The organism is Streptomyces aurantiacus, from assembly GCF_001418335.1.
Taxonomy (GTDB): Bacteria; Actinomycetota; Actinomycetes; order Streptomycetales; family Streptomycetaceae; genus Streptomyces; species Streptomyces aurantiacus.
The window spans coordinates 14,682-37,609 of sequence record NZ_LIPP01000028.1 but is presented as its reverse complement, the minus strand read 5'-3'; the positions used below and the strand labels follow the sequence as shown (position 1 = coordinate 37,609).

The following is a 22,928-nucleotide window of genomic DNA, read 5'->3' as shown; positions in this document are numbered from 1 at the left end:
GGTGATCAGCACGGCTCGATGAGCACGGTGCCGGCCGTCCCGTCGACGTCCACCACGACTCCGGTACGCAGCGTGCCGGTCGTTTCGAGGCCGGTCACCGCCGGAACGTTCAGGACGACGAGGCCGAGTGCGAGCTTGCTGTTCATTCGCGTGAACACAATGGCGCAGGGCGCGGTGCCCTGCAGTTTGGCGAGGTGGAACTGCCCCGACCAGCCGGACGACCCCTTGGCGCCGGGCAGCACCAGCACGGTGCCGGCGACGCTCTGCCCGTGCTGGGGGTGACGGTTCTCCACGATGACGCCGGTCCTCGGGTCGATACCGCCCCAGCCCGACACCGGCGCCGTGCACAGCAGCACGGGTCCGCTCGCCCGTCCGGCGACGACGCCGCGGCCCCGGAGCAGCTCAGGCATCGGGCCACCGGCCGTCCAGAGCCGCCGTGACGCAGGTCCGTACGCTGCCGAACCAGCCCTGCACACCGGTGATCGCCGGCAGGTAGTGCGCCTGCTTCGCCGAGTCGGTCGCGAACACCTTCGTGCCGGGCGGCAGGAACTGCCCGATCGCCGGACAGGTGTCGGACAGCACGCGCCCGCCGGCCCTTTCGATGGTCGCGACGTAGCCGCTGCGCTCGGCCACCGTGCGCAGCGCCCTGGGGGTGAACACCCACAGGGCCGTGGAGTCCGCGAGGCGCCGTCCGTCCAGCAGACGGGCGACCTCACGGACCTGTTCCAGCGAGGCGTGCGGGCAGCCGATCATCACGAAGTCCACCTCGCGGTCGACCGCGGTCCGGCACAGCGAGGCCACGGTCGCGGCGCGCGTGGCGGCGTCGAAGACCGAGACCGCCGCGGGCCGCCGCCCGCCCAGCGCCTCCTCCACCGTCCGGGCCTCCGGGGTGACACCGGGGAGGTGGTACATCTCCACGTCCCCGGAGGAGGCGGCGGCCGCGCCGAACTGCTTGAGCCGCACCGGGGTCGGCGCCCCCGGTGCCTGTGCGAGCCCGGGACCGGTGAGTACCGGTACGGCGTCCTGCACCTGCTCTCCCACCCAGTAGCCGAGGATGTTCCAGTCCTCGGTGGTCACGACGGGGTGCCGTACCTCGATCAGGTGCGTGGCACGCCGGTGCGCGTCCAGGTGATAGCCGCAGTACGGGGTCCGGCCGGTCAGCATGGAGGCGGCCGAGGACTCGCGGCCCTCGGTGTTGGTGCGGGCCCCGAGCACGGAGTTGATGTACACCACCGCGGAGGACTCCATCCACGCGCAGTGCTCGCCGAACCGGGGCACGTTGCCCACCTGGTACGGAGTACAGGTGGAGAGCAGGTCGACGCCCCGGTCCGCCAGATAGCGTTCGCTGTCCTCCATCGCGGTGGCGTCGGTGGGCGCGATGCCCTGCAGCTCCCACTGGTCGCGGTCCCGGGGCCCGATGAGCTGGCAGCTGTGCGCGCGGAACGGCGGCACGTCGACCGTCTCCTCCAGGTCGAGCGAGAAGCGGGAGAACAGCGCGGCCGGGTCGGTGGTGCCCAGCACCCGGGAGTGCCGGGGCCCGAACAGGTTGGCGCCGCACACGTTGTCCGTGTCGATGAGGTGTTCCGCGCCCATCAGGTCGCCGTACTTCACCAGGAGTTCGAGGGCGGCGACCGCCGGGCCCTGTTCGCCGGCCAGCATGCGCTCGTCGGCGGGGCTCAGCATCATGAGGACCTCACAGCGTCAGACATGCGCCCTCCTCTTCGAGTTCGGCGCGCAGCTCGCCGGTGTCGACCTCGGCGACCGTGCTCCGGGCCTTGAGCGCCAGGTGGGCGGCCGTGCCCGCGGCCTGTCCCATGGCGAAGCAGGGGCCCGCGACGCGGGCGGCGGACTGGCCGCCGTGGGTCATCGACGCACAGCGCCCGGCGACCAGCAGGTTCCCGGGTCCTTCGGAGGGGACGAGCACGCGATAGGGCAGCTGGTTGTAGCCCACCGGGTCGTCGCCGTAGGGCCAGCGGATGTCGAGGTCGCCGTCGACATGGGCCTCCACCGGCCAGCCGTTGAGGCCGATCGAGTCCTCGAAGCGGGCACACGAGCGGACGTCGTCCTCGGTGAGGACGTACCGGCCGAGGAGCCGGCGGGTCTCGCGGATACCGATCTCGGGGCCGATGTCGACGATGTAGGACCGCTCGAAGCCGGGATGGTTCTCGCGTATGAAGCCGAACACCTCCTGGGCCTGTGCGCGGCCCTGCACCTCACCGTGGGTGAGCTGCCAGACGTCGGTGCCGTCGACGGCGCTGCCGTCCGGGTTGCGCAGCTGGGTCGCGTTGGCCCGCCACTCGATGGCGTCCCGCTGGGGGCGCACGATGGCGCCGCGCCGGGGGAAGCGGGGCCGGCCGGCCGCGACCGCCTCGTCCATGAGCCGGGGCAGCGTCTTCCACGCGGGCCCGGCGCGCTCGTCGTCCACCGCGTTGATACGGAACATGGTGGACGGGAAGAGCATGTCGCCGTACGGATCGGCCTTCTCGTGTCCCGTACCGGACCAGGCCATCAGGTCACCGTCCCCGGAGGAGTCGATGAAGACCTGGCCGCGCAGGACGCCACGGCCGGACTTGGACTCCACGACGACCGCCTCGATCCCCGACGGGCCGGTGATCGCGCCCACCGCGAAGGCGTGGTAGAGCAGTTGGGCCCCGGCGGCGAGGACGTGTTCGTCGGCGGCGCTGCGGTAGGCCGGGATGTCGTAGGCCTGCGCCTGGATGCGGTCGGCGAAGGACAGGTGCGGGGCGCGCAGCCCGCCGAGGCGGTCGATGCGCTCCAGGAGTTCGGTGGCGTGCCCGCGGACGGTGAGGACGTGCTCGCCGTGGACGTTGGAGTACATGCCGCAGAAGGTGGAGAGGCCGCCGCCGGTACCGGCGCCGCCGAGGTATCCGCCCTTCTCCACCAGCAGGGTGCTGCGACCGGCGCGGGCGGCGGCGGTGGCCGCGGCCAGCCCGGCGGGGCCTCCGCCGAGGACGACCACTTCCCACTCGCCGAGCACCGGGGTCTGCCGGGTGGGTTCGGTGACGTAGCTGTTCACGGGGTGGCCTTTCGCTCGACGGTGGCGGTCCAGTGTTCGGTCAGCAGCGCGTGGAACCGGTCGGGGATCTCCTGGGTCAGCAGGTGTCCGGCGCCGGGCAGGGCGACGTGCCGGGCGCCGGGCACGGTGTCGGCGACGGTCCGCGCGTGGTGGGCGGGTACGACGGCGTCCGCGAGCCCGTTCACCACGAGGACGGGGCACCGGATGCCGGCCAGCCGGTCGCGGAGATCCGTTCCGGCGATGGCTTCGCAACAGGCCGCGTACCCCTCGGGGTCGAGGCGTCCGACGCCGCCGACGGTGTCCGTCACCAGCGGTGGTGGTGCGTCCGCCACGGCGGGGGCGTACCAGCGGCCCAGCAGGCCCGAGGTGGCCACCGCCATGCCCTGTTCGCGGACCGCCGCGGCGCGTCGCCGCCAGAAGCCGGGGTCGTCCGCGACGACGGGCGCGTTGACGGTGACGAGGCTGCGTACCCGCCCGGGGTGGTCGGCCGCGAGAGCGAGCCCGACGGTGCCACCGAGGCTCACTCCCACGACGTCGGCGGATTCGATCTCCAGCGTGTCGAGCAGGGTGACGGCGTCGTGGACCAGGCCGGCGAGGTCGTACGGTCCCGGGGGCGCCGGGGAGGCGCCGTGCCCGCGGTGGTCGTACGCGATCACCCGGCGTCCGGCGCGCAGGCGTGCGCGCTGCGGCGCCCACATCGCGGCGGTGGTGCCGAGCGAGGCCGAGAGGAGGACCGGCCGTCCGGAGCCCTCGTCGGTGTACGCGGTCACGCGGCGGCCCCGGAGGTGCGGCGGCCGGCCTTGGCGTCCTGGATGCCGCGGTGCACCCGGGTGCGCAGCTCGGCGAAGGCGCTCGTCGAACGGCTGGTGACCTGGTCGCGTTCGGCCGGCAGCCCGATGGGGACGTCGTCCAGGACACAGGTGGGCGAGGCGGACAGGACCAGGACCCGCTCGCCGAGGTAGACCGCCTCGTCGATGTCGTGGGTGACGAACAGCGTCGTGATGCCCAGCGACCGCCACAGCGACCGGACGAGGTCTTCGAGGTCGGCCCGGGTCTGCGCGTCGACGGCCGCGAAGGGCTCGTCCATGAGCAGCACCTGCGGCTCGTAGGCGACGGCCCGGGCGATGGCGACCCGCTGCTGCATACCGCCCGAGAGCTGCCAGGGGTACGCGTCGCCGGCGTCGGCGAGTCCGACCGCGCCCAGGGAGTCGGTGACCAGCCGGTCGCGCTCGGCGCGGGGCAGCTTCTTCTGCCGCAGCGGCAGGTCGATGTTCTGCCGCACGGTCTTCCAGGGGAACAGGCTGCGGCCGTACTCCTGGAACACCACGGCCATACCGGGGGGCGGCCCGGTCACGGGGACGCCGTCGAGCAGCACCTCGCCCGCCGTGGGGGTGAGGAGACCTGCCAGGCACTTCAGCAGTGTCGTCTTGCCCGCGCCCGAGGGGCCCACGATGCAGGCGAACTCGCCCCGGGCCACGGAGAACGTGATGTCGCCTATCGCCTCCACCCGGCGGCCGGCGGACTCGTAGACCTTGTTGAGGCCCTTGACGGAGACCATGTCTGTCATCAGCCGTTCCTCTTCTGCGACTCGCGCAGGCCCAGGTACCAGCCCAGGACCCGCTTCTCGACAACGGTGAACAACGCGGAGAGGGCGAATCCGATGAGGCCGAGCAGGATGATGCCGCTCCACATCTGCGGGATCGCGAAGGTCCGCTGGAACTGCACGATGCTGAAGCCGAGACCGTTGGTGGCGGCGAACATCTCGCCGATGACCATCAGGATCAGCCCGATCGACAGGGCCTGCCGCAGTCCGGCCGCGATCTGCGGGGCGGCGGCGGGGAGCACCATGTGACGCAGCCGCGCGCCGCGGGTGATGCCGTAGGTGCGGCAGGTGTCGATCATGACGTCGTCGGCGGCGCGTACGCCCTCGACGGTGTTCAGCAGGACCGGCCACACACAGCCGGAGACGATGACCAGGATCTTCGCCCCGTCGCCGATGCCTGCGACGATCGCGATGACCGGTACGAGCACGGTCGGCGGGAGCGCCCGGAGGAATTCGAGGACCGGCTCGGCGCCGCGCCGCAGCACGTCGGTCAGGCCGAGGGCGACGCCCAGCGCCACGCCGATCACGGCGGAGACGAGGAACCCGGTGAGCAGCCGGACCAGGCTGGGCACCACGTCGTCGGCGAACCGGCCGGCGAGCCACAGCCGGCCGAACTGGTCGAGGACGTCCGGCAGCGGCGGGAAGTAGTAGCTGGTGCTGTTGACGCTGGTGACCCACCACAGGGCCACGAGAGCCGCGGGCAGACCGAGCGCGTACAGGACGCGGCGCAGGAAGTTCAGGATGTTCATCGCGCACCCGCCGATCGCCGGACCGAGGGATGCCAGCCGAGCACGGCCCGCTCCGCGTACCGGAATCCCGTGTTGACCAGGACACCGAGGACACCGGTGACCAGGACGAGCGCGAACATCTCGGTCGTCGCGCCGCTGCTCTGCGCCACCGAGATGAGCTGCCCGATCCCCGGGGTGCCGATCACCAGCTCGCCGGTGATGGCCAGGACGAGCGCGACCGAGGCGGCCAGCCGGATCCCGGTGAACACGAAGGGCAGCGCGGTCGGCCAGATGACGTACCGCACCCGGCCCCAGACACTGAAGCGGTAGGAGCGGGCGGTGTCGTGCGCGACCGGGTCGATGTCCTGGACGCCGTAGAGCACCTGCACGAGCACCTGCCAGAAACCGGCGTAGACGATGAGCACCACTCCGGACTCGAAGCCGGTGCCGAAGACCAGGATGACCGCGGGGATCAGGGCCACGGAGGGGATGGGGCGCAGGAACTCCACCGTGGACGCGGTGATCGCGCGCAGTATCGGCACCAGTCCGATGAGCACGCCGACCACCACGCCGGCGACGACGGCGACCACAAGGCCGACGGCCCAGGTACGGACCGTGCGGCCCAGGGCCTCCCACAGGGCGGCGTCGCCCGCCTGCCGGCCGAGCTCGGCCAGGACGGAGCTGAGCGGGGGCAGCGCGTCGCCCGCGATCAGCCCCGTACGGGGAACGATCTCGGCGGCGAGTGCGGCGAGGACGATGCCGACCAGCGGGGCGATACGGGGCCGGGCCGCGCGGCGGCGCGGGGCCGGGGCGGCCGGAGCCTTGCCCGGCCGTGTCGCGTCGAGCACTTTCACCGGACACCTCCGCGGGCCTGGACGTCTCCGGGTGTCTGGACGTCTTCGCGGATCTGTACGTCTCCGTGGGTCCGGGCGCCTTGGTCGGGAGCCTGTACGTCTCCCCACGTCCGGGTGCTTCCGTGGCCCCGCCCGCCGCCGCAGGTGTTCGCGCAGCCTTCGCGGGCGAGTACGGCGCCGCAGGCGGGGCTGGTGACGGTCCGGTCGTAGGCGGCCAGCCATCCCGGGGTACGGACGGTCTCCGCGGCGACGGGCTCGCGGCCGGCCAGGGTGTCCGGGTCGACCTCCAGGTCGATGGTGCGGGTGGTGAGGTCGATGCTGATCAGGTCGCCGTCGTGGACCCGGCCGAGCGGTCCGCCGACGGCGGCCTCGGGGGAGACCTCGCCGACCACGATGCCCTTGTTGACAAGACCGGAGAGCTGGCCGTCGGTGACGACCGCGACCTTCTCGCCGAGCTCGGCGCCGTCGAGGGCGAACACGAAGGCCGACGCCATGGCCATGCCGGGGCCGCCGTGCAGCCCCATGCCGCGCAGCACCACCACGTCACCGGCCCGCACCTCACCCGCCGCGAGGCCGGCGATGGCCGCCTCCCGGGAGGGGTAGCAGCGGGCCGGGCCGCGGAATCCGGTGGGCCGTTCCTCGTCGGCGGGCAGCTTGACGATGGATCCCTCGGCGGCCAGGGAGCCGCGCAGGATCACGATCGAGGGCCGGCGGGTGAACGGATCGGCGAGTGGGCGGATGAACTCCGCACCGGGCGCCGGTGTCTCGGCGACGAGTTCGCCGAGCGGGCGGCCGGTGACCCCGACGGTGTCCAGGTCCAGCAGGGGAGCCAGGGCCGCGAGGACGCCGCGGGTGCCGCCGGCGTCGTCGAGCTGCTCGATGAGGTGCGGGCCGTTGGGCCGTACCGCGGTGATGACGGGGACCCGGTCGGCCAGTTCCTCGTACGTCCGCCACACGTCGACGTCGAGACCGGCCTCGACGGCGACGGCCTGGAGGTGCTTGACGGAGTTGATCGAGCCGCCGATCGCGAGCATCACGGTGACGGCGTTGCGGATCGCGGCCGGTGTGAGTACCGACCGTGCCGTCCGTCCCTCGTGGACCATGTCCACGATGCCGCGGCCGGCCGCCCGGACCGCGTCCCACATGACGGCGCCGTCGGCCCGGGTCGGCGTGGTGCCGGGAAGTGCCATGCCGAGTGCCTCGGCGGCCATGTGCATGGTGTTGGCGGTGCCCATTCCCGCGCAGACCCCGGGGCCGCGGATGGCGTCCTCGGACATGGCGAGCAGGTCCTCGGCGGACGTACGGCCCAGGGCGGTGTGGCCGGCGTGCAGGAAGACGTCCTCGATGTCGGCGCCGCCGTCCTCGTGCAGGGCGCTGCGCTGATAGCCGCACGCGACGATCAGAGTGGGTACGTCGAGCCTGCCGCCCGCCATCATGTGGGCGGGCGCGGTCTTGTCGCACGAGCTGAGACACACCATGCCGTCGAGCAGGGCGCCTTCCACGACGACCTCTATGTCGTTGACGATGAGGTCGCGGGTGGGAAGCACGTACCGGCCGCCGGCGCCGGCGCTGGTGATGAAGTCGGCCGGGGCGGCGGTGCGGATCTCGAAGGGCAGTCCGCCCGCCTTGCGGATGGCTTCCTTGAGCACCGGCACGATGTCGTCGAGGTGGGCGAAGCAGGCGGCGAGGTCGGACGAGGAGTTGACGATGGCGATCTTGGGCCGGGTCATCTCCTCGTCGGAGATGCCGAGGGAACGCCACTGGGCCCGGCGGACGGCCCAGCGGGAGCTGCCCACCGGCAGGTCGCTGCGGAGTGTGGTCCTCATGTCAGCCGGCCGTTCCCGACCACACGAGGTCGTCGTAGGAGATGTCGCCGTCGAGCAGGCCGTGGCTGCGGGCGGCCTTGACGAACGCCTCGACCGACGACTGCGGAATCGTCGGCGAGAACGTGGGCAGGGTGACCTTCTGGGCCACCCCCGGCTCGATCTTCATGAATGACGCCAGCTGGGCCCTGGTCTCGCGGGGGTGGGCCTCCGCGTAGGCGAGCGACTCGTCGATGGCGGCCTTCAGCGCGGTGAACAGCTTGGGGTTCTTCTTCAGCTGGTCTTCCGAGGTGAAGTAGACCGACGTCGTCAGGCTGGTCTTCGCCATCTCCAGATAGGGCGAGGCGACGACCCTGGTGTCGGCACCCGCGGCGATGGTGTCGAACGGCTCGGCGGTGACCATGGCGTCGATGTCGCCCTTGCCCAGCGCGGTGACCGCGTCCGGGAACGGCAGCTCGACGAACTTGACCTTGTCCGGGTCACCGCCGTCCGCGGTGACGGCCACCTCGCCCAGCATCTGCAGCAGGTTGTTGAGCGTGTTGACACTGACCTTCTTGCCGGCGAGATCCGCGGCCGACCGGATCGGGCTGTCCTTCGGGACCCGGATCATCGTGACGTCCTTGCCGGCGTGGCCGGTGGAGTTGGACCCGGAGGCGATGACCTTCAACGGCAGGCCTTTGTCGCGGGCGGCCAGGACCGAGACGATGTTGCTGAAGGCGAACTGGTACTCACCGCTGACCACCGGCGGCACCAGAGCCGCACCGCCCTGGGCGGTCTTGATGTCCAGCTTGATGCCGTGGTCGGCGAAGAAGCCCTGCTTCTGCCCCAGGTAGAGCGCGGCCACGTCGATGACCGGGATGAACCCGGCCCGCACGGTCACCGGTGTCTTGGACGAGGGGTCAAGACCGGTCGAGGAACCGCCGTTGCCGCAGGCGGTGAGTGACAGGGCCAGCCCTGCCGCGGCGGCCAGAGCCGTCCTTCTCCGCATGATCGGGAACTCCATCGTTCCTCCACTGGAAGGGGGCCCGGAAGACCGGACCCGAGGTGCGATGGGAGCGACCATACATTTCTGAACACGTGTGCGCTAGACGCACGCACAATCGTTCGCTGTGCGTACACTGCTGATCGCACGGCCTCGACGGAATGTGGGACAGTGGGCGCCGCGACCGCGCCGAGACAGGAGATGGCACATGGAACCGCTCGAAGTCGGGCCGACAGAACCGGACTTCGTCCAGTCGCTGGCACGCGGACTGGAAGTGATCAAGGTCTTCGACGCGGATCATCCGGCCCGGTCGCTCAGTGATGTGGCGCGGGCGGCGGGACTCTCGCGCGCCGCGACCCGGCGCTCGCTGCTGACCTTGCTGAAGCTGGGCTATGTGCGCAGCGAGGGGGCGCTGTTCGGGCTCACCCCGAAGATCCTCGAACTGGGACACGCCTATCTACGGGCGCTCTCCACCCCGCAGATCGCCGAGCCCCATCTCAAGGACCTGATGCACGACGTGCAGGAGACCACGGCGCTGTCCGTGCTCGACGGTGACCACGTGGTGCACGTGGCGCGCGTGCCGGCGCGCGGCGTCATCACCGTGTCGATCAACGTGGGGTCCCGTTTCCCGGCCTACGCCACGGCCATGGGGCGGGTACTGCTCGCCGGCCTGGGGGAGGACGCCTTCCTGGACTACCTGGGCCGGGTCGACCTCCAGCCGCTGACCGACCGGACGGTCCGCGACACCGCGGAACTCCGTACGATCATCGAGGCGACCCGCAAGAGCGGTTTCTGTGTGGCGGACCAGGAGCTGAACCAGGGCCTGCGGGCAGTGGCCGTCCCGGTGCACGACCGCTCGGGTGCCGTCATCGCCGCGGCGAACATCGCCGTCGGGGCGGGGATGCGCAGCCTCGACGAGCTGCGGGACATGGTGCCCAGGCTCCAGGCGTGCGCCGCCGGTATCGAGACGGACCTGCAACTGGTCACCGGCCCCTGAGGCCCGAGGCGGTCGAGGGGTGGCCGAGGGCTTCGTCCATGCTCGCCAGCGGTGGCATGACCCCGGCGAGTTCGGTCACGCGCAGGATGCGCAGGGTCAGCGGATGGGTGCAGACCAGGTGCACCTGCCCGCCCCGGGCGAGGACCCGGCGCCGGGCCCGGTGCAGCAGACGCAGGCCCGAGCAGTCGAAGAACTCGATGTGCCGCAGGTCCAGGACGACGTCGGCGGCCGGGCGTCCCGTCGCCGCGTCCAGCACGGGGATGATGTCCAGCGAGGCGAGGATGTCGATCTCGCCGTGGAATTCGAGCACGGTGTGGCCGCGGTCCTCGTGGACACGCAGGTGCGGGGAGAGCGGTCTGGAGCTGCCACCCACGACGCATCACCTCCATAAGGGCCACCAGGGCCCGAACACTGCCCCGTCCCTCACCCTGCAAGCTACCCCCGTTAGAGCGAATTTCAGCATGTTCGATTGACATATGTCGACGATTTAAGAAAGGCCACCCCGCCCACCTCTTCAGGGGCGCGGGGAACTGCGCGACAAGCCACGACGAGCTCGCGGCCCAACACCTCCGGCGCCCCCATCTCTTAAGGGGCGCGGGGAACTGCGCGACAAGCCACGACGAACCCGCAGCCGAACAACGCAGCCACACAACGCGGCCGACCAACGCAGGGGTGCCCCGTCCACATCCCCCAGGATGTGAGCGAGGCACCCCGAAGACGCACCCCGAAGACCTACCGCACCTGAAGAACCAGCTTCCCCACAGTCCTCCCGGTGTCACCCGCCGCATGCGCCTTCGCCGCGTCGGCCAACGGGAACACCTCCGCGACAGTGGCCCGCAACTTCCCCTCGGCAACAAGCTCGGCGATCGCCCGCATCCCGGTCTGATCGGCCTCCACGAGCATCTCCACCGCCCGCACCCCGAGCCCCTCCGCCTCCTCCGCGAGCTCCGAGGTCCCGGACACCAGGAGCGTCACCAGCAGCCCGCCGGGACGCAGCGTCCGCAGCGAACGCGAGCGGTAGTCGCCCCCGACCGTGTCCAGGACGACGTCGACGTCCCCCACGGCCTCGGTGAAGTCGGTCTCCCGGTAGTCGATGAGCTCGTCGGCGCCCAGTCCGCGCACGAACTCGTGCTTCCCGGAGCTCGCCGTACCGATCACATACGCCCCCCGCGCCTTGGCGATCTGGACGGCCAGGTGCCCCACCCCGCCGGCCGCGGCATGGATCAGCACCCGCTGTCCCGGCCGCACGTCCGCCGTGTCGACCAGCGCCTGCCAGGCGGTGAGCGCCGCGAGCGGCAGGGCTCCCGCCTGCGTGTGGTCGACCTCGGCCGGCTTGCGGGCGAAGGCCCGCGCGGGCGCGGTGACGTATTCGGCGTGCGCCCCTACGCCGAACGGGTAAGGCAGCATGCCGAAGACCTCGTCGCCCGGCTCGTGGATGACGACGCCGAGACCGACGGCCTCGACGACGCCGGAGACGTCCCAGCCGAGGACGAACGGGGGCTTGAGGAAGTTGCCGTGCGCCCGGTGCTTCCAGTCGGTCGGGTTCAGGCCCGCCGCGTGCACCCGGACCAGCACCTCGCTCGGCCCCGGCTTCGGGATCTCCCGCTCCACTTCCTTGAGGACCTCGGGACCGCCGAGGACGTCCTGACTGATCGCGCGCATCGTGTTCGCAGTGCTCATGTGACTCAGCCTGCCCGATTCCGGCGGACCGGGAAATGGCATGATTGCCATCGTCCGATAGGATCGTGCCATGCCGCAGACATACGACGGACCCGTGGAGCGAGTCGTCGTGCTCGCCCTGGACGGGGTCTACCCCTTCGAACTGGGCATCCCCCAGCGTGTGTTCGGCTCCGCAGAGGGCCGGTACGAGGTGCTGACCTGCACGGTCGACGGGCAGCCGGTCCGCAGCGACTCGGACTTCTCGATCACCGTCGAGCACGGCCCCGAAGTGCTGCGTACGGCCGACACCGTGGTCATCCCGCCCTTCGCGGTGTCGCACATCGTCGCCGGCCTGCCCGACGCGGTGGCCGAGGCGCTCAAGGCCATCGGTCCCGGCACCCGGATCGTCTCCATCTGTACGGGTGCCTTCGTACTGGCGGCGGCCGGGATGCTGGCCGGCCGCCGGGCGACCACGCACTGGTGCCTGGCCGGACTGTTCCGGCAGATGTACCCGGACGTGGACCTCGACGCGGACGTGCTGTTCGTCGACGAGGACAATCTCCTCACCTCGGCGGGCGCCGCGTCGGGCGTGGACGTCTGCCTGCACCTCGTGCGCAAGGACCACGGCAGCGAACTGGCCAACCGGGTGGCACGTACCTGTGTGGTGCCGCCCTGGCGGGAGGGCGGCCAGGCGCAGTACATCGAGCAGCCTGTGCCCGGACCCACGGCGACGAGCACCGCGGCCACCCGGCACTGGGCGCTGGAGCGCCTCGGTGAGCCGCTGACCCTGGCCGGTCTGGCCGACCACGCCCGGATGAGCCTGCGGACCTTCGCCCGCCGCTTCAGCGACGAGGTCGGGATGAGCCCCGGCCGCTGGCTCATCCAGCAACGCGTCGAGCGGGCACGGCAGTTGCTCGAATCCAGCGATCTGCCGGTGGACCAGATCGCGGGCGAGGTCGGCTTCGCCACGGGCACCTCGCTGCGACAGCATCTGCACGCGGCGATCGGGGTGTCACCGCAGGCGTACCGGCGTACGTTCCACGCGAGCCGCCGGCCATGACTCCTCCCGTAGGTGCCCCGGTTGTCCTACGGGGTGGCCTCCCACCGGACGGCGTGCAGGGCCACGAGCAGGCGCCACACCGTGTGGGCGATCTCCTCGGGCGTGCCCTCGACGAGCCCGTGCAGCCAGTCGGCGAGGACGCCCGCGAAGGTCGCGGCGACGGCGGACGCGACGACGGGAGCCTGGGGCGCGCCGACGAGTTCGCGTTCGGCGAGGCTGCGGGCGCGCAGGTCCTGATGGAGCACGCGGCCGAGCGGACCGCCGCCGCCCGGACTCAACAGGGCACGGTACAGCGGGGCATGCGGTGGCAGCCCGGCGAAGAACACGAGTAGCGCGTCCGGTGCCGACGTGGGGTCGGGCCGGCCCCGCCACGCGTGCAGGGCGTCCACGGCGTCGCGTACGACATCGGCGCAGGCGTCGACGGCCAGTGCCTCAAGGCCGGCGTAGTGGAGGTAGAACGTGGCCCGGCCGACCCCGGCGGCGCGTGCCAGCGCCGCGACGCCGACCTCCGCGAGCGGCCGCCGGGCGCACTCGTCGAGGAGGGCCCGGCGCAGCTTGGCCCGGGTGCGCTCGGCCCGGGGGTCGGAGGTCACCGGGCGACGAGGACGGCGGCGAGGGCGAGCGCGCCGGGCAGGGCCTGCGCGAACAGGATGCGCCGGTTCGCGGTGACCGTCCCGTACACACCCGCGACGACCACGCACACGAGGAAGAAGACCTGGGCGCGGAAACCGGTCGGCTCGCCGGCGATCAGACCCCAGACGAGCCCGGCCGCGAGAAACCCGTTGTAGAGCCCCTGGTTGGCGGCGAGCGGAGCGGTGGCCCGCGCCATCTCCGCGTCGAACCCGTGCAGCCCGCGCCCCGGCTTGCGCTCCCACAGAAACATCTCCAGAACAAGGATGTACGCGTGCAGGACGGCGACGAGCCCGACCAGTACGTTCGCGAGCGTCTGCATCGAGGTGATCTCCTTCGGTGATTTCCTGGACAGGTGCCCAATATACATGGACACCTGTCCAGAAAGTCACCGAGCCACTGTCGGACCCGCTCGCTAACGTCGCCCCATGAGCGACAACCACGACCAGACAGCCGTCCGCAGGGCCCGCCCGCAGGACGTCCCGGCGCTCGTCGCCTCCAGCGCGGCCCTGTTCGCCGAGGACGCGGGAACCCGCGACCCGACGGTCGACGTCGACTGGCCGCTCGCGCACGGGGCGGAGCGCTTCGCCTCGGGGCTCGACGACCCGGCGCGGCTGCTGCTCGTGGCCGAGTACGAGGGCGAGGTCGTGGGTCATCTCGCGGGCACGGTCGCGGAGGGCTCCGCGGTGCGTCCCGTGAAGGTCGCCACTCTGCTCAGCCTGTACGTGCGCACGGCGCATCGCGGCACCCTGGTCGGGGCGCGGCTCGTGGCCGGGTTTCTCGACTGGGCGCGGGAACAGGGCGCCCAGCAGGCGGAGGTGACGGCCTATGCGGCCAACGAGGACGCTGTCCGCTTCTACGAGCGCAACGGCTTCGGTCCGCGCGCACTCACGCTCGGGCAGCCGCTGTGAGCGTCACCTCGGCGGGCCGCGTGCCGTCCCGGGGGGCTGCGGTCGCCCGTCTCGGGCCGGACATGAGGTGACCTCGCGTCACATCCGGGGCGTCGGCTCCTGTTCGGGCGCTTTCACGTGCTGATTCCGCGGGACGGGGTACCCGGTCGTCGGAGCAGTGGGCGGACCGCCGTTCGCGCTCGGTCGGCCTACGGAGGAGATATGGCACTGATAGTGGCAGGCGTCGTGGTCCTGGACTGTTCCGAGCCCGAGAAACTCGCCGCGTTCTACAAGGAGTTCCTCGACGGCGAGGAGACCGACGCGACGGCGAACCGGGTCGAGATCAAGGGAGCCGGGGGAATGAGGATGGCGTTCCGGCGGGACGTGAACGCCACCCCGCCCAGCTGGCCGCGCCCCGAGAACTCCCTCCAGACCCACCTGGACTTCCGCGTCGAGGACCTGGACACGGCCGAACGCAAGGTCGTCGGACTCGGCGGACGGCCGCTGGAGACCAAGGACCCGGGCAGCCCGTACGAGGAGCGGGGGTACGCCGACCCGTCCGGCCACTCGTTCACCCTGCGCCTGGAGCCGGACACCGCTCCCAAGCAGGGCTGAACCACCCGCACGTCGCCCCGGACGGCTCGGCCGCGGTCGGGACGGTCGCCCTCGGCGGGCCGCCGGACGGCTCAGCCGCGGTGCGCGCGCAGGGCCGCCAGGGCGCGGTCCGCGTGCGTGCTCATCCGGATCTCGCTGCGCACCACCTCTAGTACCCTCCGGTCCTCGGCGATCACGAAGGTGACCCGCTTGGTGGGCGCGAGCGAGAGGCCGCGCTTCACCCCGAACCGCTCGCGGACCGCGCCGTCCGGGTCGGCCAGCAGCGGAAACCCGAGGGTGTGCTTGTCCGCGAACTCCTGCTGGCGCTCGACGGTGTCGCCGCTGATCCCCACCGGCCGCGCCCCGGCAGCCGCGAACTCGGCGGCCAGGTCGCGGAAGTGACAGGCCTCGGCGGTGCAGCCCGCGGACAGCGCCGCCGGGTAGAAGAACAGCACGACGGGCCCTTCGCCCAGCAGCTCCGAGAGCTGCCGGGGCGTGCCGGTCTCGTCGGGGAGAGTGAAGTCCTCGACGGTGTCGCCCACCACTGCCTGGTTCGTCACGACCGGCTCCCCTGACTGTCAGCTCGTGCCTGTCGGCCCATGCCTGTCGGCCACCTGTGTGAAGGCCAACCGTACGGGACCGTAAGGGAGTCAGTCGCGGCCCCCCTTCTCACCGGAGGGCCACACTCCGGTGGACCGCTCTATGGCTGTCGCACCCGTACGGTCCACCGCGCTGCGCACGACGGCGAAGATCGCGCCCTGCACGGCCGCGGCGAACAGCACCTCGCCCCAGCCGCGGTCCTTGTCCAGCGCGTCGGGCGCGTCGTCCTCGTGGCGGATCGCCTTCCAGGTCGCCCGGAACGCCATCCCGGCGAGAGTTCCGCTCGTCCAGCCGAGCAGGAATCCGATCGGCTTGTAGACGACGGGCAGCTTCTTCTTCTGCACTGGCTCTCCTTCGGCTCGTGTTCTCGCGGGCCCCTGGCGAGTGTCCAGTTCAACGGCGGATACGCGGCCGGCCGCGAGCTGTTCCGCCCGCCCGGCCCGGTGTCGGGGGCCCGCCGGGTTCAGGGCCGGCCCGCCGGCGGTACCTCTTCGCCTTCGGGGACGGGACCCGGCGGGCTCCCGTCCCCGAACGGGCGCCCGCCCAGTTCCTCGCGGCCGTGCGAGGTCAGCCAGCCGGAGAGGTCGGGACCGAGCGGCACGATGCGGGTCGGGTTGATGCCCTCGTGCACCTGGTAGTAGTGCCGTTTGATGTGGTCGAAGTCGACGGTGTCCCCGAACCCGGGCGTCTGGTAAAGATCACGGGCGTACGCCCACAGGACCTGATCCTCCGTCAACTTGTGGCGGTTGCACTTGAAATGGCCGTGATAGACGGCGTCGAAGCGGACCAGCGTCGTGAACAGCCGGATGTCCGCCTCCGTGATTGTGTCCCCGACCAGGTACCGCCGCCGCGCCAGCCGTTGCGACAGCAGCTCCAGCCGGCCGAACACGCCCTCGCAGGCCGCCGCGTACTCCTTCTGGCCGGTCGCGAACCCGGCCCGGTACACACCGTTGTTCACGTCCTCGTACACCCCCGCCGCGACCTCGTCGATCTCGTCGCGGAGCGCTTCCGGATAGAGGTCGGGTGCCCCTTCGCGGTGCAGGTCCCGCCACTCGGTGGCGAGGTCCAGGGTGAGCTGCTGGTAGTCGTTGGTCACCAGGCGCCCGCTGGGTACGTCCACCACCGCGGGCACACTGACGCCGCCCGGATGGCCCGGCTCCCGGGCCTCGTACGCCTCGGCGAGGTACCGGATGCCCAGTACGGGATCGAGCCCGCCGGGATCCAGCGTGAACCGCCAGCTGCGGTCGTCCTGGATCGGGTCCGTGATCGCCATCGGCAGGGCCTCCTCAAGACCCAGCAGCCGCCGCGAGATCACCGCGCGGCTCGCCCAGGGACAGGCCCGGCTGACGACCAGCCGGTAGCGCCCCGCCTCGACCGGCCAGCCGTCCCGCCCGTCGGCCGTCACCCGGTCCGAGAAGTGGCTCTTCGACCGCTTGAAGGACTTCTTTCCGTACGCGGCGTTGCCCTCGGCCGCGCTGTCGCCCTCGGTGTCGCTCATGACGCGTCTCCCTTCCGTACGTCGTCCTTACGTACCCGTACGTGTGCTTCGGTGAGAGTTGTTGTTCCCCTAAATCCCCTGTCACCTCGTGTGAGGCAGGGGGAACGGGGCAGTCGGCGGGGGTGAGACGTAAGCCCTCCTCCCCTTCGGACCGCCGGACCCGCGTCACCGTGCTGGTGGCGCTGGCCGCCAACCTCGTCATCGCCGTGGCCAAGGCCGTGGGCGGCGTCTTCGCCGGATCGCCCGCGCTGCTCTCGGAGGCGGCGCACTCGGTGGCCGACAGCCTGAACGAGGTCTTCCTGCTGGCCGCCCTGCGCCGCAGCCGACGGCCCGCCGACCGCCGCCACCCCTTCGGCTACGGAAAGGAACGCTTCTTCTGGTCCCTGCTGGCCGCCGTGGGCATCTTCCTGATGGGCGGCTGCTTCTCCTTCTTCCAGGGCTTCGAAGCCCTGGGCAGCGAGACCTCGGAGTCCCACAGCGGATACGTGGCGGGGCTCGTGGTCCTGGGCGTGGCTCTCCTCGCGGAGGGCGGGTCCCTGCTGCGCGCGCTCCACCAGGTCCACCAGCAGGGTGGCGGCTTCGCCGGGGTCCGCGACCCGGCCCTGCGTACCGTCGTCGCGGAGGACAGCACCGCCGTACTGGGCGTGCTCCTCGCGATCGCCGGCATGGCCCTTCACATGGTGACCGGCCAGGTCGTCTGGGAGGCCTCGGCCTCGATGGCCATCGGGGTGCTGCTCGTCCACGTGGCGTACCGGCTGGGCCGTGACGCGCGCGACCAGCTGATCGGCCAGGCCACCGACGAGGAGTCGAGCGGCCGCATCCGCGCCCTGCTGGACGCGCAGCCGGAGATCGACTCCGTGGAGTCCCTGCTGACCATGCAGCTGGGCCCCGACTCGACGCTGGTGGCCGCCCGTATCGACCTCACGCCCGGCCTGGACAGCGAGGAGGTGGAACTCGTCGCCGTACGCATCAAGGCGTCCGTCTCCCACCTGGTCCCGGCGGCCGACCAGATCTACCTCGACGTGACGGACGCCCGCCTCGCGCGCCGCGCCGCGGCACACGAGAGCGGCCCCGCCACGACGGGGGAGCGCGGCGGGACCTGAACATCGGGTGCCCGGCGCTCCCCGGGTCATGCACACTGTTTTCCGGCGGACTACTCGCCGGTGACGGGCTCCAGGACGAAGACCGGGATCTCGCGGTCGGTGTTCTTCTGGTAGTCGGCGTAGTCCGGGTACGCGGCGACGGCGCGCTGCCACCACAGGGCCTTCTCCTCGCCGGTCACCTCCCGCGCGGTCATGTCCTGGCGCGTCGGTCCGTCCTGGAGCTCCACGTGGGGGTCGCCGACGACATTGTGGTACCAGACAGGGTGCTTGGGGGCACCGCCGAGCGAGGCGACGACGGCGTAACTGCCCTCGTGCTCGACGCGCATGAGCGGCGTTTTGCGGATCTTGCCGCTCTTGGCGCCCCGGGTGGTCAGCACGATCACGGGCATCCCCCGCATCGTCGTTCCCTCGGTACCGCCGGAGCGCTCGTACAGTTCCACCTGTTCGCGTACCTGCTGCGCGGGGCTGGGCTCGTACTCACCCTCAAGAGGCATGGCATCCATCCCATCGGTCGTCGTTGCGTGCGATGCGTCGTACGGACTCAAGGATTCAACACGTCGGCCCCAGCCGTTCATCCCGTACGAGCCGTTTCACCCGCACGCCTGCCCAGGTGCGCCCGGTTGCTCAGAACGGGAAGTGCGCCTGCTGCGTGGCCAGCGTCACCCAGCGGGTGTTGCTGAACGCCTCGATGCCCCAGCGTCCGCCGAACCGCCCGTACCCGCTGCTCTTGAATCCGCCGAAGGGCGCGTTCGGTTCGTCGGCGACGGACTGGTCGTTGACGTGCACGATGCCGGTACGGATCCGGCGGGCGACCCTGAGCCCATGGGTGCCGTTCTCGGTGATGACCCCGCAGGTCAGCCCGTGCTCCGTGGCGTTGGCGAAGGAGACGGCCTCGTCGTCCGTGGTGAACGTGCTGATCACGGCGAGCGGGCCGAAGGCCTCGCCCCGGTACAGGTCGGCCTCCTCCGGCAGGTCGGTCAGGACGGTCGCCGGATGTACGGCTCCGTCGGGGGCGCCGCCGCCGGTGAGGACGGTCGCGCCCTTGGCGACGGCGTCCGCCACGAGCGCCGCGACCCGGTGGGCGGCGTCCCGGGTGACGAGCGGGCCGACGACGGTGTGCGGGTCGGCCGGGTCACCGGACGCCAGCGACTCGGTCTTCGCGGTGAACTTGGCCGTGAACTCCTCGGCCAGGCTCTCGTGCACGAGGATCCGGTCGGCGGACATGCAGATCTGGCCGGAGTTCATGAAGACGGAGAAGACGGCGGCGTCGACCGCGTAGTCGACGTCGGCGTCGTCCAGCACGATCACCGAGTTCTTTCCGCCCAGTTCGAGGACAGCGGGCTTCAGGTGCCGGGCCGCGTGCACGCCGATGATCCGGCCGACGCCCGTGGAGCCGGTGAAGTTGACGGCCCGTACGCGCGTGTCGGCGACCAGCGCCTCGGCGACGGCCGCGGCGTCCTCGGGGGCGTTCGTGATCACGTTCAGGACGCCGTCGGGCAGGCCCGCCTCGCGCAGGATGTCCGCGATGAACAGACCGCACGCGATCGGCGCGTCCTCGCTCGGCTTCATCACCACGGTGTTGCCGGCGGCGAGCGGCGCGGCGACGGCCCGGACGCCCAGGATGACCGGCGCGTTCCAGGGCGAGAAGGCGGCCACGACACCGACGGGTTCGCGGATCGCGAGTCCCAGCGCGCCCTCCTCCTGCGCGCTCAACACCTCACCGCGCGGCGCGGTCACCGCGGCGGCGGCCTCGCGGAGGATGTTCGCGGCGAGACCGACGTTGAACATGGCCCAGGGCCGGGTGCCGCCGACCTCGCCCGCCATGATCCGTACCGCGTCGTCGGTGCGGGACTCCAGGAGGTCGGCCGCGGTGAGGAAGATCTTGCGGCGCTGTGCCGGGCCGAGCGCGGCCCAGCCCGCGAACGCGGCGTCCGCCGCGTCCACGGCCCGGGTGACGTCCTCGACGCCGGCCGCGGCGACCGTGGCGTACACCTGCGAGCTGTAGGGGTTCACGTCCTCGGCGGTGCGGCCCGAGGCCGCGGGCAGGTCCTTGCCGCCGATCAGCAGGTCACGATGGAGGGTCATGCGCGGCTCTTCCCGTCGTGCGACGCGACACGGTGCGCGAATGGAACCGCGCGCGTTCGCCTGGTGAACAATTATCCGTCAAGTATTCGATGGGAGTCTGCAACCCGACGCACCCCCCGTCAATCGCCGGCCGTGGCACCGTACGAGTCGACCAGGATGCGAGCCGCTCGCCCGGCCCGGGCGGCCGGTTCCGCGCTCTGCTCGACGGCGGCGGTGACCATGGCGCCCTCCGCCAGCAGATACAGCTGCTCGCTCAACTCCGCGGGCAGCCCGGCGTCGCCCACCAGCCCCGCCAGATATTCCTTGAAGGCCCGCTTGTGGGCGCGGACCTGGCCGGCGACCGGCTCCGACGTGGCGCCGAGCTCGCCGTACGAGTTGATCCAGGCGCAGCCGCGGAAACCGGGCTCGCGGAACCACCGGCCCAGCCAGTCGAAGACCGCGAGGACGCGCCGCCGCGGGTCTTCGTGACCGCCCGCGTGGCCGGCGCCGTCCGCGTGCACGTCTCCGTCCACGTACTCGGCGAGCCGCTGCCGCCAGCGGATGTCGCGCCGCTCCAGATAGGCCACCACCAGGTGCTCCTTCGCGGGGAACAGCTGGTAGAGCCGCTTGAGCGAGACCCCCGAGGTGCCTCGGATGTCGTCCATGCCGACGGACTGTATGCCGCGCCCGTAGAACAGGGTCTCCGCCGCGTCCAGGGCCTGTTCCCTGGCGACCGCGCTGTCCATCTACCCGCTCACTCCCTGCCGCCTTGACGTGAGAACCACCGTTCTCTACGTTAACAGCCACCGCGGAGAACGCACGTTCTCAGCCCGAGTCCACGAGGGAACCGTCATGACCGACCGACCGCCCCTGCCGCCCTTCACCCGTGAGACCGCCGCCCAGAAGGTCCAGGCGGCCGAGGACGCCTGGAACACCCGCGATCCGCACAAGGTCTCGCTCGCCTATACGGAGGACTCGGTCTGGCGGAACCGCGACACCTTCGTCACCGGCCGCGCCCGGATCGTGGAACTGCTCACCGCGAAGTGGCGCCGGGAGCAGGAGTACGCCCTGCGCAAGGACCTCTGGGCCTTCGACGGCAACCGCATCGCCGTCCGCTTCCAGTACGAGTGCCGTGACGCCGACGGCCAGTGGTGGCGCAGTTACGGCAACGAGCTCTGGGAGTTCGACGAGCACGGTCTGATGGCCCGGCGCGAGGCCAGCATCAACGACGTGGCGATCGAGGAGAAGGAGCGCCGCATCCGGGGCCCGCGGCCGGAGTCCGAGCGAGGCGGGTCGTTCCCCGTTCAGTAGGGTTCCCGGGGTGACTGAACAGGCCCGGAAACCCTTTCTCCACGTCGTCGTCTGCGCGGCCGGAGTCGCCGACGGCGTCGGCGAGTTGATCACCCTGGCACTGGAGCGGAACTGGGACGTCGGTGTCGTCGCGACCCCGGTCGCGACGGGCTTCTTCGACACGGCGGCGGTCGAGGCGCAGACCGGCCGGCCCATCAGGTCCGCCTGGCGGTCGCCCGGGGACCCGCGTCCGTTCCCGGACCCGGACGCCGTCGCGGTGGCGCCCGCGACCTTCAACACCCTCAACAAGTGGGCGGCCGGGATCTCCGACACGCTCGCCCTCGGCACGCTCTGCGAGGCCTACGGAATGGGCGTGCCGATCTCCGTACTGCCCTGTGTCAGCGAGGCGCTGACGGCCCACCCCGCCTACCAGGACAGCCTGGCACGGCTGCGCGGGATGGGGGTCCGGTTCGGGGAGCACGCCTTCGGCGGTCCGGAGCAGGGCGGGTTCCGCTGGGAACAGGCACTGGACCTGCTGGGTCCGCCGCCCCGCTGACGCGGTCGGCTCAGCGGGTCCTGCGGACGTAGTCGGCGCTGTCCGGCGTCGACACCTGCACATCACGGCGCACGATGCTCAGCCGGTCACCGAAGCCCGCGAGCGCCTTCTTCATACCGCTGTCGGTGTACTCCACGACCACGACCCGGTCGTCGAACGCGTCGGCGTACTCACCGCACTCGTCGTACGCGCCGCACTCCTCCACCACGGCGAAGTCGAGCCCGGCGCGGGAGCGCTGCCCGGCCAGTTCCACGGTGTTCTTCTGGGCGATGGCCAGCCCCCGCGCATGCGCGTGTGCCGAGAGCAGCTTGATGAAGGACAGGGCGTCGTCCGCGCTCAGCAGCCCATGGGAACGGGAGTAGCTGTCGTAGTTGTCCGGCTCGACGGCGTCGTAACCCTTGTCCGCGCAGCCGTCGATCCACTGGTCGACCCGGGCCGCGACCCGCTTGCGCTTGCCGGGTGTGCCGATGTCGAGCAGCGGCTCGTCCCAGTCGGCGTCGATCACGACCTTGCCCTTCTTGTCCCGCAGCAGCAGGTCGTCGGGCCAGTCGTCCCGTTCGCCGGGCTGGGCCTGGAAGGCGTTGACGTAACAGATGTTGTAGAGGCCGCGCGCGGGGTCGGCGCCGCGGTCGCGGGCGACGACGCGGACACCGGACGGCGGGGCGTAGGGGCCGCCGATCTGGTAGTCGAAACCGGAGTGCACGGGCGGTAGGCGCACGGCCGTGGGGCTCGGCTTCGTGGTGTCGTCGGGGCCCTTGTCGTCCCCGTCCGACGTGCAGGAGGCCAGGGCCGCGAGGGTGACCAGGGCGGCGACCGCCCTCAGAAATCCCGCGCGGGGGTCTCGCTTGGCGGGCATGTCCGCTCCATCGATTCGCGAGTACGACCCCGCCTCGGACCCCTGTGCCGGTCCTGGCGACTTCGGCCGGGCGGAGAACCTTGTCCGCTGTCGGCTGGGCGCAC

The 22,928-nt window shown here is 71.5% G+C and carries 27 protein-coding genes; 7 read left to right on the top strand and 20 right to left on the bottom strand.

Annotated elements, in window-relative coordinates:
- Positions 1 to 5: 5 nt before the first annotated feature.
- From AOK01_RS04025 to AOK01_RS03985, 9 genes are all read right to left on the bottom strand, one after another.
- Positions 6 to 410, bottom strand: a complete 405-nt coding sequence (locus tag AOK01_RS04025) for an aconitase X swivel domain-containing protein (RefSeq protein ID WP_055508438.1) — start codon at positions 408 to 410, stop codon at positions 6 to 8.
- Positions 403 to 1,686 (bottom strand): aconitase X, encoded by a 1,284-nt coding sequence (locus AOK01_RS04020; RefSeq protein WP_055508436.1) that lies wholly within the window; start codon positions 1,684 to 1,686, stop codon positions 403 to 405. The genes AOK01_RS04025 and AOK01_RS04020 overlap by 8 nt, the downstream gene beginning before the upstream one ends.
- Before the next feature lie 7 nt (positions 1,687 to 1,693).
- On the bottom strand, positions 1,694 to 3,037 hold the full coding sequence (locus AOK01_RS04015) for an FAD-dependent oxidoreductase (RefSeq protein ID WP_055508434.1): 1,344 nt from the start codon (positions 3,035 to 3,037) through the stop codon (positions 1,694 to 1,696).
- Positions 3,034 to 3,807, bottom strand: coding sequence for an alpha/beta fold hydrolase (locus AOK01_RS04010; protein ID WP_055508432.1), 774 nt, complete (start codon positions 3,805 to 3,807; stop codon positions 3,034 to 3,036). The genes AOK01_RS04015 and AOK01_RS04010 overlap by 4 nt, the downstream gene beginning before the upstream one ends.
- A complete protein-coding gene (locus AOK01_RS04005) occupies positions 3,804 to 4,595 on the bottom strand; it encodes an ABC transporter ATP-binding protein (protein WP_382033169.1) in 792 nt (263 codons plus the stop codon). The genes AOK01_RS04010 and AOK01_RS04005 overlap by 4 nt, the downstream gene beginning before the upstream one ends.
- A gap of 8 nt (positions 4,596 to 4,603) precedes the next feature.
- On the bottom strand, positions 4,604 to 5,389 hold the full coding sequence (locus AOK01_RS04000; RefSeq protein ID WP_055508428.1) for an ABC transporter permease: 786 nt from the start codon (positions 5,387 to 5,389) through the stop codon (positions 4,604 to 4,606).
- Positions 5,386 to 6,144: an ABC transporter permease gene (locus AOK01_RS03995; protein ID WP_055508520.1), complete on the bottom strand. Its 759-nt coding sequence runs from the start codon at positions 6,142 to 6,144 to the stop codon at positions 5,386 to 5,388. The genes AOK01_RS04000 and AOK01_RS03995 overlap by 4 nt, the downstream gene beginning before the upstream one ends.
- 74 nt (positions 6,145 to 6,218) lie before the next feature.
- Positions 6,219 to 8,048: a dihydroxy-acid dehydratase domain-containing protein gene (locus AOK01_RS44675; protein WP_063792712.1), complete on the bottom strand. Its 1,830-nt coding sequence runs from the start codon at positions 8,046 to 8,048 to the stop codon at positions 6,219 to 6,221.
- A gap of 1 nt (position 8,049) precedes the next feature.
- On the bottom strand, positions 8,050 to 9,048 hold the full coding sequence (locus tag AOK01_RS03985) for an ABC transporter substrate-binding protein (protein WP_055508426.1): 999 nt from the start codon (positions 9,046 to 9,048) through the stop codon (positions 8,050 to 8,052).
- 187 nt (positions 9,049 to 9,235) lie between these two features.
- On the opposite strand from AOK01_RS03985, the gene AOK01_RS03980 reads away from it, so the two are divergent.
- Positions 9,236 to 10,024, top strand: a complete 789-nt coding sequence (locus AOK01_RS03980; protein WP_055508424.1) for an IclR family transcriptional regulator domain-containing protein — start codon at positions 9,236 to 9,238, stop codon at positions 10,022 to 10,024.
- Here the strand turns inward: AOK01_RS03980 and AOK01_RS03975 are convergent.
- Positions 10,011 to 10,397, bottom strand: a complete 387-nt coding sequence (locus AOK01_RS03975) for an anti-sigma factor antagonist (RefSeq protein ID WP_055508422.1) — start codon at positions 10,395 to 10,397, stop codon at positions 10,011 to 10,013. The genes AOK01_RS03980 and AOK01_RS03975 overlap by 14 nt on opposite strands.
- A gap of 359 nt (positions 10,398 to 10,756) precedes the next feature.
- Positions 10,757 to 11,704, bottom strand: coding sequence for an NADP-dependent oxidoreductase (locus tag AOK01_RS03970; protein ID WP_055508421.1), 948 nt, complete (start codon positions 11,702 to 11,704; stop codon positions 10,757 to 10,759).
- 70 nt (positions 11,705 to 11,774) lie between these two features.
- Between AOK01_RS03970 and AOK01_RS03965 the strand changes: the two genes are divergently transcribed.
- Positions 11,775 to 12,743: a GlxA family transcriptional regulator gene (locus AOK01_RS03965; RefSeq protein ID WP_055508419.1), complete on the top strand. Its 969-nt coding sequence runs from the start codon at positions 11,775 to 11,777 to the stop codon at positions 12,741 to 12,743.
- Between the two features lie 26 nt (positions 12,744 to 12,769).
- Here AOK01_RS03965 and AOK01_RS03960 read toward each other — a convergent pair whose 3' ends face one another.
- A complete protein-coding gene (locus AOK01_RS03960) occupies positions 12,770 to 13,336 on the bottom strand; it encodes a TetR/AcrR family transcriptional regulator (protein WP_055508417.1) in 567 nt (188 codons plus the stop codon).
- On the bottom strand, positions 13,333 to 13,695 hold the full coding sequence (locus AOK01_RS03955) for a DUF1304 domain-containing protein (RefSeq protein ID WP_055508415.1): 363 nt from the start codon (positions 13,693 to 13,695) through the stop codon (positions 13,333 to 13,335). Before AOK01_RS03955 ends, AOK01_RS03960 begins: the two co-directional genes overlap by 4 nt.
- A 106-nt stretch (positions 13,696 to 13,801) precedes the next feature.
- Here AOK01_RS03955 and AOK01_RS03950 point away from each other — a divergent pair, with 106 nt between their 5' ends.
- Together AOK01_RS03950 and AOK01_RS03945 are read left to right on the top strand one after the other, a co-directional pair.
- Positions 13,802 to 14,284, top strand: coding sequence for a GNAT family N-acetyltransferase (locus AOK01_RS03950; RefSeq protein WP_055508413.1), 483 nt, complete (start codon positions 13,802 to 13,804; stop codon positions 14,282 to 14,284).
- Positions 14,285 to 14,485: 201 nt separating this feature from the next.
- Positions 14,486 to 14,878, top strand: coding sequence for a VOC family protein (locus AOK01_RS03945; protein ID WP_055508411.1), 393 nt, complete (start codon positions 14,486 to 14,488; stop codon positions 14,876 to 14,878).
- A gap of 71 nt (positions 14,879 to 14,949) precedes the next feature.
- On the opposite strand, the gene AOK01_RS03940 is transcribed toward AOK01_RS03945, so the two are convergent.
- From AOK01_RS03940 to AOK01_RS03930, 3 genes are all read right to left on the bottom strand, one after another.
- Positions 14,950 to 15,417 carry a peroxiredoxin gene (locus tag AOK01_RS03940; protein ID WP_055508409.1) on the bottom strand — a complete coding sequence of 156 codons (468 nt, stop codon included), beginning with the start codon at positions 15,415 to 15,417 and terminating at the stop codon, positions 14,950 to 14,952.
- Between the two features lie 90 nt (positions 15,418 to 15,507).
- A complete protein-coding gene (locus AOK01_RS03935) occupies positions 15,508 to 15,801 on the bottom strand; it encodes a DUF4235 domain-containing protein (RefSeq protein WP_055508407.1) in 294 nt (97 codons plus the stop codon).
- A 119-nt stretch (positions 15,802 to 15,920) separates the two neighbouring features.
- A complete protein-coding gene (locus AOK01_RS03930; RefSeq protein WP_055508405.1) occupies positions 15,921 to 16,955 on the bottom strand; it encodes a glutathione S-transferase family protein in 1,035 nt (344 codons plus the stop codon).
- A 122-nt stretch (positions 16,956 to 17,077) separates the two neighbouring features.
- Here AOK01_RS03930 and AOK01_RS03925 point away from each other — a divergent pair, with 122 nt between their 5' ends.
- Entirely contained in the window at positions 17,078 to 18,058 is a 981-nt protein-coding gene (locus tag AOK01_RS03925) for a cation diffusion facilitator family transporter (RefSeq protein ID WP_107099720.1), read from the top strand.
- 50 nt (positions 18,059 to 18,108) lie between these two features.
- Here the strand turns inward: AOK01_RS03925 and AOK01_RS03920 are convergent, their stop codons facing one another.
- From AOK01_RS03920 to AOK01_RS03910, 3 genes are all read right to left on the bottom strand, one after another.
- Complete coding sequence (locus AOK01_RS03920; RefSeq protein WP_055508517.1) at positions 18,109 to 18,552, bottom strand: nitroreductase family deazaflavin-dependent oxidoreductase; 444 nt, start codon at positions 18,550 to 18,552, stop codon at positions 18,109 to 18,111.
- Between the two features lie 130 nt (positions 18,553 to 18,682).
- The gene (locus AOK01_RS03915; RefSeq protein WP_055508401.1) at positions 18,683 to 20,143 is read right to left on the bottom strand and encodes an aldehyde dehydrogenase family protein; all 1,461 of its coding nucleotides are present in this window, start codon (positions 20,141 to 20,143) and stop codon (positions 18,683 to 18,685) included.
- 119 nt (positions 20,144 to 20,262) lie between these two features.
- Entirely contained in the window at positions 20,263 to 20,868 is a 606-nt protein-coding gene (locus tag AOK01_RS03910; RefSeq protein WP_055508399.1) for a TetR/AcrR family transcriptional regulator, read from the bottom strand.
- Positions 20,869 to 20,974: 106 nt separating this feature from the next.
- Here AOK01_RS03910 and AOK01_RS03905 point away from each other — a divergent pair, with 106 nt between their 5' ends.
- Complete coding sequence (locus AOK01_RS03905; protein ID WP_055508397.1) at positions 20,975 to 21,433, top strand: nuclear transport factor 2 family protein; 459 nt, start codon at positions 20,975 to 20,977, stop codon at positions 21,431 to 21,433.
- A gap of 10 nt (positions 21,434 to 21,443) precedes the next feature.
- The gene (locus AOK01_RS03900; RefSeq protein ID WP_055508395.1) at positions 21,444 to 21,968 is read left to right on the top strand and encodes a flavoprotein; all 525 of its coding nucleotides are present in this window, start codon (positions 21,444 to 21,446) and stop codon (positions 21,966 to 21,968) included.
- Between the two features lie 10 nt (positions 21,969 to 21,978).
- On the opposite strand, the gene AOK01_RS03895 is transcribed toward AOK01_RS03900, so the two are convergent.
- Positions 21,979 to 22,824, bottom strand: a complete 846-nt coding sequence (locus AOK01_RS03895) for an endo alpha-1,4 polygalactosaminidase (RefSeq protein ID WP_055508393.1) — start codon at positions 22,822 to 22,824, stop codon at positions 21,979 to 21,981.
- Positions 22,825 to 22,928: the final 104 nt, after the last annotated feature.